Here is a 15,341-nt window from a genome sequence, read left to right as displayed (position 1 = left end):
ACTCGCTTCCATTTTTCTACAGCAGCGAAAAAGGCCCATAAGGCTATTCCGCGTTCGACGGAAGCACACCGCAGGCTTTCGGCCTGCCCCTGCGTGTGACCACCCGATCGGGGGCCAACTTCCGGCCTCTGACACGGCCGTCCCGGCCCCTGCGCGGCCGGGACGGCCGTGTTTCTCACAGAGTTCGGGAGGAGCGAGGCAGGGGCACTCACCCAACGACGTCCGGGATGACGTCTCCTGTGCCGACCCATGGGGTCGGCACAGGAGCGCCGGATGCGTCGAGAATTGATGGAACAGAAATGAATCGTCCTGGACTCGTGACCCGTCGGCCGGACCCGGTTTCGCTGTCGCCTGGGAGACGCCGGGCACTGTTGCGGGTCATTCTGCTGCCGTTGGATATCGTGGAAAGCGCTGACCCGGTCCCGGTGCCCGCGGTCGACGAGGTCGAACCGTTCCTGCCGGCCCGCATCAGCGCCCCCTCCGCCACCGGAGACGATGGACCCCGGGCACAGTTGCTGGCGTTCCGGCACATCGTCGATCGCAGCAGTCCCCCGATTTCCTTCGGTCTCGCACTCGATGGGGAGCGCGCACCTGACGGCCTGCAACGCCCGTACGTCGGCCCGCCGGCAACATGCCTGTCACTGTGGGAGGTGCCCGGCAACGGACTGGTGCTGGCCTGCGAGGAACTCACCTCCGACCGTGCCGGCAGACTGGTCGACCGACACCATGACCCGCTCCGCGGCGGCGGTAGCCCCGAATTCTGGGCCACTATCGATGCATTTCTTCGCCCCTTCGGGCTGACGGTCGACGCCACCCCGCTCGATATCTTCCCACGGCTGAACACCCGACTGCCCAGCCCACAGGTTTCCTGGCCGCTGCGCACCCTGACAATCCACGGCCCTCACAGGACCGAGCCGGACACCCTCGAGGCCCTGATCGTCGAGGTCCACATCGACGGGGGCGATACGGTACGGCGACTGGTCGATGAACCGGGCACCACACCCTGTACGGGGGCCGCGTCCCGCTCCTGCCGTGGACTCTTGCGCTGGCACCGGGTCCCGCTTATCGACAGGGCGTCGCGTCTTGGGTCGGGGATCGCGATTCGCGGGGACGCCCGCGTCCTCGCCGTCGACCTCGGTGGCCCCGTTATCGGTCCCGAATATCTCGGTCAGGGCACCCGTGAGATGCTCTACGGCCTCATCGGCTGGGTCGCCCTCCGCGCACAGCACTCGGCGGACCACCGACGGGTCCTGTCGCTCCTGCGCAACCGCCGCCACCTGAGCGAACGCGGCGCCCTCGCCGGCCTCGGCGACATCGCGGCGGCCCGCAGACGGATGATCGAGACACGGCTTCTGCAAGCACATCTCACCGGTGCACACCGACGTCCGCCACGGATCGCATCGACACACCTGCGATCAACGCTGGTCCACCACACCGCCGACGAGATCGCCTTCCTGCATACCGAGCTCGGTAAGCTGTGTGACAGTGCCGAAAGCAGTCTGCTGTCCCACGCTGCCGCCTCCGCCCGAGACCTGCGATCCACGCTCGTAGCGGTCGCCGCCGGGGCGCTGTTCGCGACGTCGCTCCACACCGCCGACGCGGCATCACCGGAGGATTTGCAGCGCTGGGGGCTCACCGTGGCGGCTGTCACCGCGATCGGCGCTGTCACACTACTCGCGGCTGTCGCACGTCGTCGCCCCTCCAGGACACTCACGATCCAGACAACACCGGTTGCGATACCGCGTGCCTCGCCCGCCGTGAAGCCTGTCAAGGACCTCGAACGTCGACGGCGCGAGTCCATCTTCCCATTCGAGACGCACGTGTGGCGCACCGCTCCCAAGCGCCGCGACATGACGCCCACACTGCGAGAGTGCCGAGAGGCCAACAACCTTTCCGGCTTCGAACCTTCCAACCCGCCGTTGGTGGTGGCAAGTCAGTCGTCCCGTCCAGAATGAATAGACCCGCCCCTCAGAAACAGCGGCACCCTGACAGCACCCACACGTGAGGATCAGAATGTTCCAGCGGACGGGCGCAACTGTTCCTATTCTCTTATTGTCAAAGGATTATCCGAGCGATGCTCGTGACCTCGCACCCGCCCTGGTGGCGGTGTTGTCGGTGGCCGTCGCGCTCTCCGCTGCGGTGGGCATGGAGCGACAACTGCGGCAGAAGTCCGCCGGGATGCGCACCCATCCCCTGGTCGGCCTCGGAGCCGCACTGTTCATGATCGTCAGTAAGTACAGACGACCCGAGAAAGATATGTGGCGTGAGTCACATTTCAGCGATCGGAGCAGGCGGCGGATCTACCCCATCCTCGCACCGCAAACACGAAGGAACAGGTCGACAAACCAATACCGCACCAGCCACACCTACACTGGCTGGCAGGGATTGGTGCACACCGGTCTGCCGAGATCCGTAGATCCGGTCGAGAATTTCACCCGCTGTCAAACGCCCGAGGTGACATCAGCGACGCCCACAACCCAGCACACCAACGCGGAACCGCACCGCCCAACGGGAGCGCACCCCTTCCCGGACGCACACCGGGACGAGTGCGGTCATGACGTACGCGGCGGGTACCTGCTGCACGTCCCGGCGAGGCCCGGCCGGAGCGGACTACACTCCGACCGGGCCGCTTCGGCCCACCTGGTTTCAGGGCTCGACCCGTCCCGCACCGACAGCCGCGAACCGCCCACCGCACATACCCGGCAACGTCGTCACCCCTCACCCGACACAGATCAGCACACCCACAACCGCCACAGCAACCAGCGAGGCGCCGCCACAGATCAGCCACGCCCGCGTTGCCAGCTGCCGCCACCGATCGCACCGCTCGTCCACGTCCGCGACCGATCCGCTCAGATACGGATCGGATGGTCGGAACATTGAGAGGCGGCGAACCTTCGCGTCCGCTCGTGCCGCCACACCGAACGAGACGGGCACCACCACCAGCGCAGCCACCAGTAGACCCACCATCGCGCCCGTGCCCGTCCCGAACATCGTCGCTTCCTTCCACATCAACAGGCGCCCGTTACGGGTACCGCGCGTTGATCACCCGCCACGCGGAGCCACGGGCACGACCGCGCCCCCTGTCAGCTCTATCGCCGAACTGCCACCGAGTGTTTCACCCGCCGGGCGTCGGCGGAGAACCATGAGTCGCCGCTTGGCCTACACGCCGGGCATCGGGAACTTCCACACCGCCACCACAACCACTCCCATGATGAGCCCGGCGTACAGAACAGTGCCAACCACACCGACCCGCAACGTATTCAGCAGATTGGTGCCCAGGTTCTCGGCAATCCGTGCCATGACAACTCTTCTCTCACGTGCAGATATTTTCGATTGCCACGTCGATGACCCGCACCAGTTACCTTGGACCGACTTCGACACCTGCACATTGGCCGAACTACCTACACCCATACCCGAAATTGGGCCTGGAGGTTATGGGTCTCGGCTTAGGGTTGCAACCGAACACCCCCGAGCGCCAGGCTTTTTCCACAAATTCAGGTGTGCTCTACGTCACACACCGGCGTTTGAACTCTGTCGCCGAAGCATTTCGTTACGCCAGCACAGATCGTTAGGGGGTTCGTCAGCGACACTGGGAGGTAGAGCAGCTCGCCGCACATACTCGATTGCGCAGAACAGCTGCGCGCTATCGGACATGCTGCAGCACAAAATAATCGGCGTCCCGACCGAAACGGGATTGTCACTCAATCACTCGATGCCGAAGCCCGCCGCCATTGCTGTGGCGAAGCAAAACACGCCGGTTCCGGCAGTACCCCCCGTCGCAGGCTCGCGCCGATCGCGACTCAGCCGATTCGTGTACGCACCGCAGGAAGCGTCGAAATCGCACTTACCGGTCGGTAATTCAGGTTGCGAAAATTACTGCAATGGCATGGATCACACTCCCTGGACTTCCAGGGTCCGGCTCACGAAGATCATTGATGCGCTGCTCGTTACTACGTGCAGGTTGTCCGTGTAGCGCCCCTGCCAGCTGATCTACATCGTTGGCGGGGGCTGCGCTTGGCTGCACCACAACACACCAATCGGAGCCGCCGCCGCTCTGGGCACCTCGGACGCGGCGACCCTCGACTGACGTGTCACCCTCGCAGCGAGTCGCCCGTCGCCTACCTCGTTCGTCTACTTCTGCGCACGCATCCTCGACGCCGCCCCCCTTCGCTGCCCGGACACGACGCAGACCATCGGCGTACCCCACCTCGGCAGACCGCTTCCGACTCGTACACGAACCCCAGTGTCCACCAGTCATAGTCGACTGTTCCGGGCCGTTACGCCGCAGAGCCGATCCGAAACCTGACCCCACGGCTGACGTCTCCACACGATGCCGCGACGTGTGTGCAGTCCCATGGAAACCGGCGAGGAATGTGCGCGCATATCGCTGCCATACTGTGTTCCCGGTGGGAATCAAACGAATGTCACTGGAGTTGCAGGCCGGCGCGGCCCGTGACGACGCGGAGAAAGAGGCGGTCGCACAGTTGCGCGCACAGGGCGTCCGCACCTGGTCCGATCTGTCCCTGCAGACGATCCTGACCACCGATTCGCCCGAGATCAGCCGGTACACCTTCACCTACTGGGTCGACGACAACGACCGTCACTGACCACCAGCGATCACCCACCGCCCGGCGATCACGCACGCGACGATCATTTGCTGCCGGCACCATCGAGGCAACCGCCCAGCACAACCCGCTTCGACGGTCTCCGGGTCGACCTCGCGCATGATCTGTCCGAACTGGTCGTCCGCCGACGGGCACTACCTGTTGGGTGCGATTCTCACCCCGCACAACGCCGCGCTCGGACCCTGATCCAGCCCGTGCCGGCAGACAGCGGCACGCCGAGGTCGCGACAGCCCTGGAGCTGACTCGGGGCGGAGCGCGACGTCAGGTAGCGGCCGGCGACGCGGCCGCGTCAAAAGTACCTTCCCCAGTTCCACCGCGGCGACACGATGTTCGACCGCTACTTCGGCGCCTACTATCCCCGACTTGGGCAAGAACTCCCCCGATGCACGGTTCCCCGCCGCCACCGCACAGGCCCGGATGCGCATCGCCGCGGCGATCGGTCCGATCGTGAGCAAGCTCGCGGGGCGGGTGGCGAAGAAGAACGACCCCGAACGCGTGCGTTCCCTCGTGGTCGGGCCCCTGGCGAAGATCATCCGACCCGTGCTGAAGAGCCCGAAGTCGAGCGTTCTCGGACCGGTCGACACCGCACCGTACTACGCCCTCGAGGTCGGTGCCAGCGCGCTCGGCACCGTGGGCGGTCCGAAGACCGACGCACTCGGGCGCGCCCTGGACACCGACGGCAAGGTCATCCCGGGCCTATACGCCGCCGGCAATTCCGGTGGCGCGCCCACCAAGGGGTTCTACGGAGGCGCCGGCACCATGCCGAATGCCAAGGCGTGGCTGATCTTCGACCAGAACTACTGGACGAAGTTCGGGATCTTCGGCGTCACACCGGGCGGAGAGGTGCCCGACTACCTCCACCGCGCCGGCACCCTGTCGGAGCTTGCGAGCACGATCGGGGTCGACGAGACGGGGCTACTCCGCACGGTCGACAGGTTCAACCCCGAGGCCGCACGAGCTCGCGACCCTCCCATCCGAGCGGGATGACAACTGTACCCAACTCGATTCGACTCGTGCGCTATGAGGCCGCAGCCAGCACAGCGACCGGGGACGAAACGGCGTACTGCAGATGTTCGGTGCCGCACCCACGCGCCCCCCGGATCAGTCGCTCATCGCGGACCCGCTCCTGACCCCAGGGCGTACTCCTCGTGATCGAGTTCGCGTTCGAGGATTCGCAGGCTCGCATCGGGTAGTCGGCCGGCATCGCGCCAGCGCAGCAATTCTTCGCGCTGGACGTCGATGACCAGATGCCGTGCGCTCAGTGCCGACTCGAACGCCGGCGAAATTACGCTCGTGCCGTCCCCGTAATCCTGCAGTGCCTCGAGCCGACGGCGGTAACGCGCGGCGCGTTGGTCCAAGCTCGTTCGCAATGCGCTGGTCACGCCCGGCTCGAGTCCCTCGTCGTGAGCGATCTGGTCCAGTCCCGCCAGCGCCGCGCTCACCGATGCCGCGCGCGCTTCGTTCCGCAGCCGCGCCTCGTCTGCGGCGTCGGCCTGCAAGCCCATCGCACGGACCAGCGGGCCGAACGTCATTCCCTGGCCCACCAATGTCACGAGCACGATCACGAAGGCACAGAACTGCAGCAGATCGCGGCCCGGGAACGGCGCCCCGGTCGACGTGACGAGGGGCAGCGAAAAGATGGCGGCCAGCGTGATGACGCCGCGGGTGCCGGCCCAGCTGAGCACCAACACCTCTTTGCCGCTCAATCGCCGATTGTCGTCGGCGCCTTCCGCGCCCAGGCGCATGTGCAGTCGTCGCGGCAGGTATTCGGTGAACGTCAGCCACAGCGGCCGGAGCAGCAGGACGATTCCTACGCTCGCGACGGACGCGACGACGATCGTGCCGGTGGAGTAGGCGTCGAGTCCGGTCAAGATCGTCGGAAGCTGCTCACCGATCAACAGGAACACGAACCCTTCGAGCAAGAAGTCGACCAGCCGCCACACCGCACCGGTCTGCAGGCGGCTGGCGCCCGATACCGCGCGCGGTGTGTCATGCCCGACGAGCAGACCAGCCACTACCACTGCCAGAACTCCCGAGGCGTGCAACTGCTCCCCCAGCAGGTACGCGGCAAACGGAGTTGCCAACGAAATGGTGTTGAGCATCAATGGTTCCCGTACCACCGAGCGCACCAGCCGAACGGCGAACGCGATGACCGCGCCGACAAAGACACCGCCGATCGCCGCCAGCAGGAACAGACCACCGGCATGGCCGAGCGAGAAGCCGCCGCTGGTCGCAGCCGCAACGGCCACGCTGAACACCGTCAGTGCAGTTGCGTCGTTGAGCAGGCCTTCGCCCTCGATAAGGGTGATGATCTTCGGGTGCAATCCAGCCCGCCTACCCACCGCGAGTGCAGCCACCGGATCCGGCGGAGCAATGGCTGCGCCGAACGCGATGCCGGCAGCAAGCGTCACACCAGGTATCAGCAGATCGATACCGAGACCCACCAGCACCGCGGTGGCAACTATCAACGCCACCGACAAACTGAACACCGAGCGAAGGTTCTTCCCGATGGCAAGCAGTGACGAGTTCAGTGCTGCGCTGTAGAGCAGCGGCGGAATGACGAAGGTCAGAATCACCTCCGGATCGAGCTCGATGCCGGGTATCGGCAACGCCGCACCCACCAGACCTGCCAGTGTCAGGAGCGCAGCAGCAGGTAACCCCGTCTTGTCGGCGACGAGATGCACGACAACGATGACGGCAACCGCCAGCAGAACGAACGCGAGAATCCCCAACATCGGAGGTTCTAACCCCGACTCTGGAACGGGCGGTCAATCGCCGCGACTGCGCGACTCAGATAATTAGCCATACTATGGATTCTGCCAGGCAGGCCGACGAGCGCCTGTGTCAATTCTGATTCGGCCGTGCTGCTCGCTCGTCACCGAGATCGAACATACTGGGCGCTTGCCTTCACCGCCATCGAGGAACGCTTCGGCGCGGTCGATGTGCCCGAGTTCTCGCCGGCGCCCAAGAGTGCGGCGTCTACGCCGCTCAGCTCCACACATTTCTTCGCCGGAGCCTGCACATCTACTGCGCGGGAGGTGTCCTCTACCGTGAATGCCTTCGACCCAAGCCGCCCGCGGCCGCGGCTTCCAGTAGATCAGGCAAGCTTCGCCGCCGGCACCCGCCCCGGGCACGCCATCAGGATCGGCAGCGCCGACGAGCCGACCATGAAGGTCGTCCTCGCCCACGAAGTGCTGGGCATCGACCGATTCTTCGGGCAGGCAGATTGGGGCGGAATGCCCCGCACTCTCGTCGAGGAGTCGATCGCCCGCCTCGCGACCGAGATTGCACCCGCCACCCGAAATGCAATGACACTGAACAGAAAAGCGCAACACGATGAACGTCACCGTATTAGGCGCAGCCGGAGCAACCGGACAACTGGGTGGTGCAGGACCTGCAGAGCGCGTGACGATGTCACTGCGCACTGAAGAGCATGCGGTGGATTTCCTCGCCGGTCTTACTCTCAGGATTGGCGGCGGGGGTGACGGAACCGGCCAGTGCTCCGTCCGGCCTGGTTGTCGCCTGGCCGATCTCCGCTTGTGGGTCGTAGAAGAGCAGTTCGTCTACCTCATGCCCACTGTTCACAGTGCTCCTTTGTCGTAATTGCATGTGGCACGCGGCCACACCCACGATTCACGCCGTTTCCCCGGTCCTGCCGCTATAAGTCCGAGCGAGGCAGTCGATGGTCCATTCCGAGGACGCCTTGTGCGCTGCTCAGATACTCAAACACCGATACGAGCGCCTGGTGTTGCGAGATCGCCGACCGCCGGGGTCGAGAAACCCATCGGCGTGTACTCCATTGTACGACTCCGGCGTAAAAGACTCCCGCCCGCCATCGACTCCGGTGAGCGATGACCGAAAGCCCAGGTTCTTCACACATCCATCCAGCAATGTGGACCGTTACGTCGGCCGACTGACGCGACTGTCCGCAGACGGGCGACACGTGCTCTGCATGGCAGTCGGGCAGAGCACGTGTCGCATGCGATGCATGCTCTGCGACGTCGCACCACAAGGACGTGGATTCATCCGGTGACGTAAGGATGTTATCGGCAATGCAATTGCACTGCTCAGCAATGTCTTTCACATCTTGCGACGGCACTTTTCAACTAACCCGTGATCCCGGTTCTCGGTCATCGCTGCATGTCACGATCGGCCGGATGGTACTCAAGGAGAATTGTGTGGTGCACGCCCGCATCGGTCTCAGCTGATCCGCGGATTCGCGTCGAATCGGCGAGCGGCGGCAAGTGCGAACTGCCATATGATCACTGATCGGCGTGGCCCGGAGCACACTACGTACGGCCGACGGCACCGAGTGCCTCCGCTGCGGGTCTTCGCCGACGGTCGTGGAGACGGCACGTCCAGGTCAGGGATCGGTCGCCCGGAGGAACCCATCGAGAGCCGCATATGCTCTTGCCGTTGTGAGGGTCTCGGTCGTAGCAGGTGGCACGCCCGGCAGGACCCGCGACGGTTGCCGTGACCGGGCACGCAGTTGTCACAACCAGGCCAGTGCGGCGACGACCAACGCCTCGGTGCCGGTGTCGAGGGTGGGTTGGATCACCGGGGCGAAGGTCGCCGAATGGTTGACCGGAATATCCTCCGATATCCGCCCGGCCCGCTCGGCGGTGCGGTAGGTGTCGGGGTCGATGCCGCCGAAACCCCAGTAGGTGTACGGCACGCCGAGCGCGGTGGGGATGTCGCTGAAGTCCTCGCGCGCGGTCTGCATCGGCATCACCCGGCTGCGGTCACCGAAATGCTCGGCGAACGCGGCCGCCACCCGGGCGGTGGTGTCCGGGTCGTTGACGGTGGGTGGGAAACGGTCGAACAACTCGAACTCCGGGTCCCTCGGCGACCGGGAGGCGTGGCATTCGGCGATCACGATCCGGCGGATCGCACCCAGGATCGCGGTGCGGGTCGCGTCGCTGTAGGTCCGGATGTTGAGTTGCAGGACCGCGTGGTCGGCGATGACGTTGCTCTTGGTTCCGGCGGTGAGGCTGCCGACGGTGAGGACCGCGGACTCCCCCGGCGCGGTTTCCCGGGAGATGACGGTCTGCAACCGGATCACGGTCATCGCGGCCAGCACCACCGGGTCGACCGTGGCCTGCGGCATGGAGCCGTGCCCGCCGCGGCCGTGGACGGTGATCCGCATGCTGTCGGCCGCGGACAGCACCGGCCCGGGATGGGTGCCCACGACGCCGGCCGGGGCGGGCAGCACGTGCTGGGCCATCGCGACATCGACCGTCGGACCACGGGCTGTCCACCGATGCCTTCCTTCCGGCATGGGCGAGCTGAATCGCCGGCACCGCCCCGTGGGCGCGAATGGCGGTTGTGATTGGCGCAAACGCGTTCAGTTGGGTGTCGTTCCACAGGCCTAGGTCCCAGGGAGTGATGCGTCCATCCGGTCGGACGGCCGTGGCCTCGACCATGATCAGACCGGCACCGCCAGCCGCGCGACTTGCCAGGTGGGCGAGGTGAAAGTCCGTCGGCGCGCCGGTCGCCGGGCCTTCGGGTGCGGCGGAGTACATGCACATCGGCGACATCCAGACCCTGTTCGGGGTTTCCAGTTCTCGCAGCTTCAATGAGGTGAACAGATTACTCATAGGTACTCCTTAAGTTCGTAAGCGCAGTTACTTCGTCCGATAACTTCGATTGCGTTGTGCTGCGGCCCGGGCGCGGATGAGGCGGAGGGTGGTTTGCCTGCTCTCGGGTGTGGGCTGATGGCTCACATCAGGGCGAGTGTGGAACCGTCACTTCGCCTGCGCTCGCCGAGTTGTGGAGGACCTGTGCGGCGTGGAGGAGGACCAGTGTGGGGCCTTCGAGGGCCGGGATCAAGTCGAGAGCAGCACGGACAAACCTCCCGCAGCGATCAGCACAATCACTCCCTTGCGGAAGGTGTCCGCGGGCAGCCGCCGTGCGAAGCGGGTACTGATGGCTGTTACAACCAACGCGACCGGTAGCCAACAGGCGACTCCGATCAGAATGGTCCCGGTGTCGCGGGGTGCGCTCATCACGACCACCACAGCGGACAGGATGCTGGAGGACACCAGGAATCCGGCCAGGTCGGCGAGTGTCGAGGTCGCGCTGCGCCCTTCACGGGCGTACATGACCGCAGGAGGTACTCCGTTCAGCGATGCGACGATGCCCAGCACACCGGCTACGGCGCCGACCCCGGATGCTGCGGCACGCCCGAACCGTCGGCCAGTGGGCCGCGACGTCGCCAACACGAGTGCCGCCACGAGAACGGCGACTCCCACCCCCTTCTTGAGGATGGCCGTATCCGCGTGTTCGAGAAGGAGCCACCCGAGAGCTATCCCTGGCACAGTGCCGACGAGAAGAGTCAGTACACGGCCGTAGTCGATCTCCCGCCACAACTGAATGGCAACGGCCAGTCGGGTCGACATGCCGAAAGCCAAGTTGATCGCCACCACCGTCGGTAGGGGCAGGCCGATCAGCAGGAACAGCGGGGTGGAGACCAAGGCGAACCCGAATCCCGACACTCCCCCGATCGCCGCCGCAACCGCGACGACCACTGCTCCCAGGAACAACTGCTCCACGACCACGCCATCTCTCCTTCCTTTTCGCACCGATCAGGTTCTGGCACGCTGGATGCGGGGCGACCGGCCCGGGTACTCGAGTCGCCGACCGGTCGGTCGCGAACCTGTTCAGAGCAGTTGGGTAAGACATACGCCTGCCCCCAACGCCATTGAGACACTGACGGCCGCCGGGCCGAGGTCAGGCATGGGGCGCGGGTCGTGGGGATTTCTCCGATAGCGGCGAGCGCGCACAATCGAACACGACGCCAGGACGCCGATCGTTACCAGCACAAGTCCGACGACGCCGAGCAGAGCTGGCGACGACGCGGTCGTTGCGGCGCGTAGGCAGAGCAAGAGCGTGCATACTGCGGTGAGCAGGGTGCGTCGCCACGCCAGAGTGGTTCGTTCGGGTTGAAGTCCCGGATCTCGGCCGTCCGCAAGGTTCACGTGAGGACCAAGGTCCCGCATACGAGGGCCGCGGCGCAGACCCCGCCCACGGTCAGTCGCACCATGGAGGAGGTTGGTAGGGGGTCACCCCGTCGCATCGCTGATTGCACCTGCCGCCACCGGACGAACGCGCCCAGCGCGATCGTGGTCGCGAGTGTGATGCACACGATTCCCAGTACTTGGTGGAGGGATTCGTCGTGCGTCGCCGTGAACAACTGGCCTACGGCGACACCTGCGGCGAGTAGCGCCAGTGCCGTCCGGATCCAGGCGAGGAAGGTGCGTTCGTTGGCGAGTGTGAAGCGGTAGTCGGGTTCACTGTCTATCACGATATTTCCTAGTGACGGTGACGGGGTTCGTCGATGCGGATGGCGCGGAGTTGCGGGAGTGGTTGGTGGCCGATAAGAGTGGAAGGGCTATGCCCCCAGACCATTTCCGGCCGTGGCGCGCTCCCCGAGAACCTTGAAGACGACGGCGATGTCGTCCTGCCCATGTCCGAGCCGATGGCAGTCCTCGTAGAGTTCGAGCGCCCCGAGACCGTGCGTGACGACGTCGCCGGGGTCGCGAGTCGCAAGTGCGTCCATGTACAGTCGGAGGTCCTTGAGGAGGATGTCGACCTTCGCGCCGCCGCTGTAGTCGTCTTTCAGGGCTGGCGCGAAGAGCCACTCGAGCGCGAAGGAGTTCGTCGAGGACGAGCGAAAGACGTCCCAGGCCACATCTGGATCAATGCCGAAACCCCGCGCCACGGCGAATGCTTCCGCCGTGGACGTCGCGATCGAGGCCAGCAGGGTGTTGTGGACGAGTTTGGTCATCTGTCCGGCGCCCGGGATGCCCATGTGAAAGGTGCGGGCGCTGAAGCAGCGGAACAGCTGCTCCGTTCCTGCCGGGATCGGCCCGTCGCTGCCTGCCAGGATCTTCAGGTTGCCGGCCTCGGCGGCCGGAGCACCCCCGCCGATGACCGGTGCGTCGAGGTAGGTCACTCCCTTTGTCCGGGCCGCCTCGGCCTCGCGCACAGCTTCGGCGTATCCGATCGTGCCCAGCTGCACCAGGATCGAGGTTGCCGGGGCATGAGTGAGGACCTCGTCGAACACCAGGCGGGAGATTTCGACCGTCGGCAGCATCATCAGTACCACGTCGGCGTCCGCGACGGCTTCGGTGAGTGATTCGGTCATGCGGATCCCCGCGGCGTGGGCATTGGCGCGGACCGCCTCGGAGTTGTCCACTCCGGTGAGGTCGAACCCGGCTTCGTGGATTCTCTTCGCGATCGGGAATCCCATGATCCCGAGACCGGCGAACACGACCTTTGTCTTCTCATTCATCTGCTGCTCTCTTCTGAGGGTGTCTGTGCGCCTAATGCGCGTGGCGGGGCGGGGCGGATCGAGACGGCCGCGGCTATGCCGTCGGGCGCGACTCCGTGGACGCCGCCTCCAACCGCTTGCGGTCCCGGTCCGGGTTACCCAGGGCGATCAGCATCCCGCCGGCCGCCACCATGAGCACGCCCGAGACGACGAAACTGATGAAATACCCGTCACTCTCACTAGCTGCGAGGTCGAGGACACGACCGGTGAACGCCGGCGCAATGACCCCGGCAGACGTGCCGAAGGCGATGTAGGAACCCAACCCCAACCCGTGCTGCTGAGACGGGATGATGTGGGCGATCGCGTTGGGTGCCGCGCTTCCTACGGCCAGGCACAACGAAAACGCCACCAGCATCACGACGATATTCACGACGCCGTTACCGGGCAGCACAGCGAAGACGAGCATCGCGACTCCACTGGTCAGGACCGCACCGCCACTGACCCAACCGAGTGCGATCCAGCTGGAGCCGCCACGGGACATGACGCGGTCACCGATCAAGCCCTGCAACAGCATCGCGATCGCGCAGAGCAGCGCTGCGGCACCCACGAGGTTACCGGCGGTGACCGCCGAGAACCCGAGCTGAGAGGTCAGGAAGTGGGGCATCCAGCTCAGCAGCAGCGCGGAGGTCCAGTAGGCGGCGAACAGTCCGAGGGTGAAGCACAGCCACGTCCGCGTGCAGAGGAGCTTCCACCACGGCAGTCTGACGGTGCTGACGGACTCCGACTTCGCGGCCGCCTCCGTATCCTCAGCAGTGTCCGCTGAGAGGTACGGGCCTTCCTTACCGACGACCAGCCAGACGAGGGCCCAGATCAGTCCGAGGGCGGCCATCAGGATGAACGCCGAACGCCATCCCCAGTTCGAGATCACCCAGCTCAGCGTCGGCGCGGCGACGGCGAGGCCGATGAGGGAGCCGGTAACGACGATGGAGACCGGAAGGGTCCGTTTCTCGGCGGGGAACCATTTCATGGCGGCAATACTGGCCAGCGGGGAGGCGGGGCCTTCTGCGGCGCCCAGGAGGGTGCGACCGGCGATGAGTGCTCCGAGGGTCGGCACGAGTAGGACCGGGACCATCGCGACGGACCACAGCACCGCCATGACGAGCAGCAAGCGGCGGGTTCCGACTCGGTCCGACAAAGTGCTGGTGAACAGGGCGGAGAGGCCGAACAGGAGGAAGACAGCGCTGCTCGCGAGGCCGAACTGCGAGGCCGACAGACCCAGTTCCTTCATGAGCGGCTCGGCGGCGAGCCCGAGGATCGCCTTATCCGCCCAGTTCAGCAGCATGAAGACGAAGAGGACGATCGCCACCGTCCAAGCGCGTGCCGTGCTCGGAGTCGACCGTACAGGGTGTGCTGGCGGCTTCACCTGACTCGTCTGACTTGTCGTGGTCATGGGACATTCCTTGTCATATCGTCTCCCACACGGTGCTCCCGTGCGGGTGGATCGTCACTGCGTAGGCCCAGGCGGTGGTATCGGCGAAGAGCTGGTTCTCCGCCGCCGTGTGAAGGGGCACGGGCGGAATTGACGTGCAGGGTCGTTCGGTGGTCAGTGCGCCGAGCGGGTGATACCGCCGTCGATGCAAATGACCTGGCCGGTGATGAAGTCGGACTTCGGTCCTGCAAGGAACTCGACGAGGTCGGCGCAGTCCTCGGGAGTACCGAGCCGGCGCAGAGCGCTCATGTTGGTCCACTCCTCGAGGCGTTTCGGGTCGGCGGCGCCGAGTCGGGCTTTGAACTGACCGCTGGCGATGAAACCCGGGGCGATCGCGTTGGCCGTGATGCCCGCGGGACCGAGGTCTTGCGCGAGACAGCGGGTGTAGTGGGCGACAGCCCCCTTGGCGACGGCGTAGTCCGCGCCGTGTCCGTCACCGAGGACCATCGTCCCGGTGAAGGACGAGATCGTGATGATCTTCCCGGACTTCTGCTGCTTCATATAGGGAGCAACGGCGGCGACGGTGTGGATCGTGGAGAAGATGTTCCGCTCGAATGTCGCGTGCATCGCCGACTCCTCGATTTCCGAGGGCCGCTGTGCGGCGAAGTTGCCGCCGCCGCCGGCATTACAGACCAGCACGTCGATGCGTCCCCAGGTCTGATGGACCGTGTCGGCGAAGTTCTGGAGAGAGTCCCGGTCGGTGGCGTCGACCTGTTCGAGGATCACATCGGTTCCCCACTGGCGCAGCGTCTTTTCGAGATCGCCGTCGACGAGACGGTTCAACTCCTCGTCGTATTCCTGCGCCGACTGCAGGTTCAGGTCGCAGATCGCGATGTTCGCGCCCCGCTCGGCCAGTCGAAGGGCGTAATCGAGTCCGATTCCGCGGGCGGCGCCGGTCACGATGGCGACCTTGCCCTCGAGGTCCTTCATGTCATTTCTCCGTTTCGACGAAAAG

General features: G+C 65.3%; 12 protein-coding genes and 4 pseudogenes. 4 read left to right on the top strand and 12 right to left on the bottom strand.

Going from position 1 to position 15,341, the window contains the following annotated elements:
- The first annotated feature begins 401 nt into the window (after nt 1-401).
- Both JVH1_RS41970 and JVH1_RS41965 read left to right on the top strand, forming a co-directional pair.
- The gene (locus JVH1_RS41970; protein WP_237735192.1) at nt 402-1,955 is read left to right on the top strand and encodes a hypothetical protein; all 1,554 of its coding nucleotides are present in this window, start codon (nt 402-404) and stop codon (nt 1,953-1,955) included.
- Nucleotides 1,956-2,013: 58 nt separating this feature from the next.
- Nucleotides 2,014-2,181: pseudogene (locus tag JVH1_RS41965) on the top strand (hypothetical protein); the annotation flags it as partial.
- A 537-nt stretch (nt 2,182-2,718) separates the two neighbouring features.
- Here JVH1_RS41965 and JVH1_RS41960 read toward each other — a convergent pair.
- Complete coding sequence (locus JVH1_RS41960; protein ID WP_009476097.1) at nt 2,719-2,991, bottom strand: hypothetical protein; 273 nt, start codon at nt 2,989-2,991, stop codon at nt 2,719-2,721.
- A 168-nt stretch (nt 2,992-3,159) separates the two neighbouring features.
- On the bottom strand, nt 3,160-3,300 hold the full coding sequence (locus JVH1_RS41955) for a hypothetical protein (protein ID WP_009476098.1): 141 nt from the start codon (nt 3,298-3,300) through the stop codon (nt 3,160-3,162).
- A gap of 1,106 nt (nt 3,301-4,406) precedes the next feature.
- Between JVH1_RS41955 and JVH1_RS41950 the strand changes: the two genes are divergently transcribed.
- Both JVH1_RS41950 and JVH1_RS41945 read left to right on the top strand, forming a co-directional pair.
- Entirely contained in the window at nt 4,407-4,607 is a 201-nt protein-coding gene (locus tag JVH1_RS41950) for a hypothetical protein (protein WP_009476100.1), read from the top strand.
- A gap of 320 nt (nt 4,608-4,927) precedes the next feature.
- Nucleotides 4,928-5,594 (top strand): annotated as a pseudogene (locus JVH1_RS41945) (FAD-binding protein); the annotation flags it as partial.
- Nucleotides 5,595-5,734: 140 nt separating this feature from the next.
- On the opposite strand, the gene JVH1_RS41940 reads toward JVH1_RS41945, so the two are convergent.
- The 10 genes and pseudogenes from JVH1_RS41940 to JVH1_RS41895 all read right to left on the bottom strand — a co-directional run bounded on the left by JVH1_RS41940 (nt 5,735) and on the right by JVH1_RS41895 (nt 15,316).
- On the bottom strand, nt 5,735-7,360 hold the full coding sequence (locus tag JVH1_RS41940; RefSeq protein ID WP_009476103.1) for a Na+/H+ antiporter: 1,626 nt from the start codon (nt 7,358-7,360) through the stop codon (nt 5,735-5,737).
- Between the two features lie 679 nt (nt 7,361-8,039).
- Nucleotides 8,040-8,210, bottom strand: coding sequence for a hypothetical protein (locus tag JVH1_RS41935; protein ID WP_009476105.1), 171 nt, complete (start codon nt 8,208-8,210; stop codon nt 8,040-8,042).
- Between the two features lie 907 nt (nt 8,211-9,117).
- A pseudogene (locus JVH1_RS41930) lies at nt 9,118-9,861 on the bottom strand (peptidase dimerization domain-containing protein); the annotation flags it as partial.
- 58 nt (nt 9,862-9,919) lie between these two features.
- A pseudogene (locus JVH1_RS41925) lies at nt 9,920-10,153 on the bottom strand (NADH:flavin oxidoreductase/NADH oxidase); the annotation flags it as partial.
- 297 nt (nt 10,154-10,450) lie between these two features.
- Nucleotides 10,451-11,182 carry a sulfite exporter TauE/SafE family protein gene (locus tag JVH1_RS41920; RefSeq protein WP_009476107.1) on the bottom strand — a complete coding sequence of 244 codons (732 nt, stop codon included), beginning with the start codon at nt 11,180-11,182 and terminating at the stop codon, nt 10,451-10,453.
- Between the two features lie 102 nt (nt 11,183-11,284).
- Nucleotides 11,285-11,623: a DUF202 domain-containing protein gene (locus tag JVH1_RS41915; RefSeq protein WP_083849774.1), complete on the bottom strand. Its 339-nt coding sequence runs from the start codon at nt 11,621-11,623 to the stop codon at nt 11,285-11,287.
- Nucleotides 11,599-11,928 (bottom strand): YidH family protein, encoded by a 330-nt coding sequence (locus JVH1_RS41910; protein ID WP_009476109.1) that lies wholly within the window; start codon nt 11,926-11,928, stop codon nt 11,599-11,601. Before JVH1_RS41910 ends, JVH1_RS41915 begins: the two co-directional genes overlap by 25 nt.
- Before the next feature lie 87 nt (nt 11,929-12,015).
- Complete coding sequence (locus JVH1_RS41905) at nt 12,016-12,918, bottom strand: NAD(P)-dependent oxidoreductase (RefSeq protein ID WP_043779853.1); 903 nt, start codon at nt 12,916-12,918, stop codon at nt 12,016-12,018.
- 73 nt (nt 12,919-12,991) lie between these two features.
- The gene (locus tag JVH1_RS41900) at nt 12,992-14,347 is read right to left on the bottom strand and encodes an MFS transporter (protein WP_009476111.1); all 1,356 of its coding nucleotides are present in this window, start codon (nt 14,345-14,347) and stop codon (nt 12,992-12,994) included.
- A 153-nt stretch (nt 14,348-14,500) separates the two neighbouring features.
- Nucleotides 14,501-15,316 (bottom strand): SDR family NAD(P)-dependent oxidoreductase, encoded by an 816-nt coding sequence (locus tag JVH1_RS41895; RefSeq protein ID WP_009476112.1) that lies wholly within the window; start codon nt 15,314-15,316, stop codon nt 14,501-14,503.
- Nucleotides 15,317-15,341 lie beyond the last annotated feature (25 nt).

The organism is Rhodococcus sp. JVH1 (assembly GCF_000280725.2).
Taxonomy (GTDB): Bacteria; Actinomycetota; Actinomycetes; order Mycobacteriales; family Mycobacteriaceae; genus Rhodococcus_F; species Rhodococcus_F jostii_A.
This window is presented reverse-complemented; position numbering and strand designations above follow the sequence as displayed.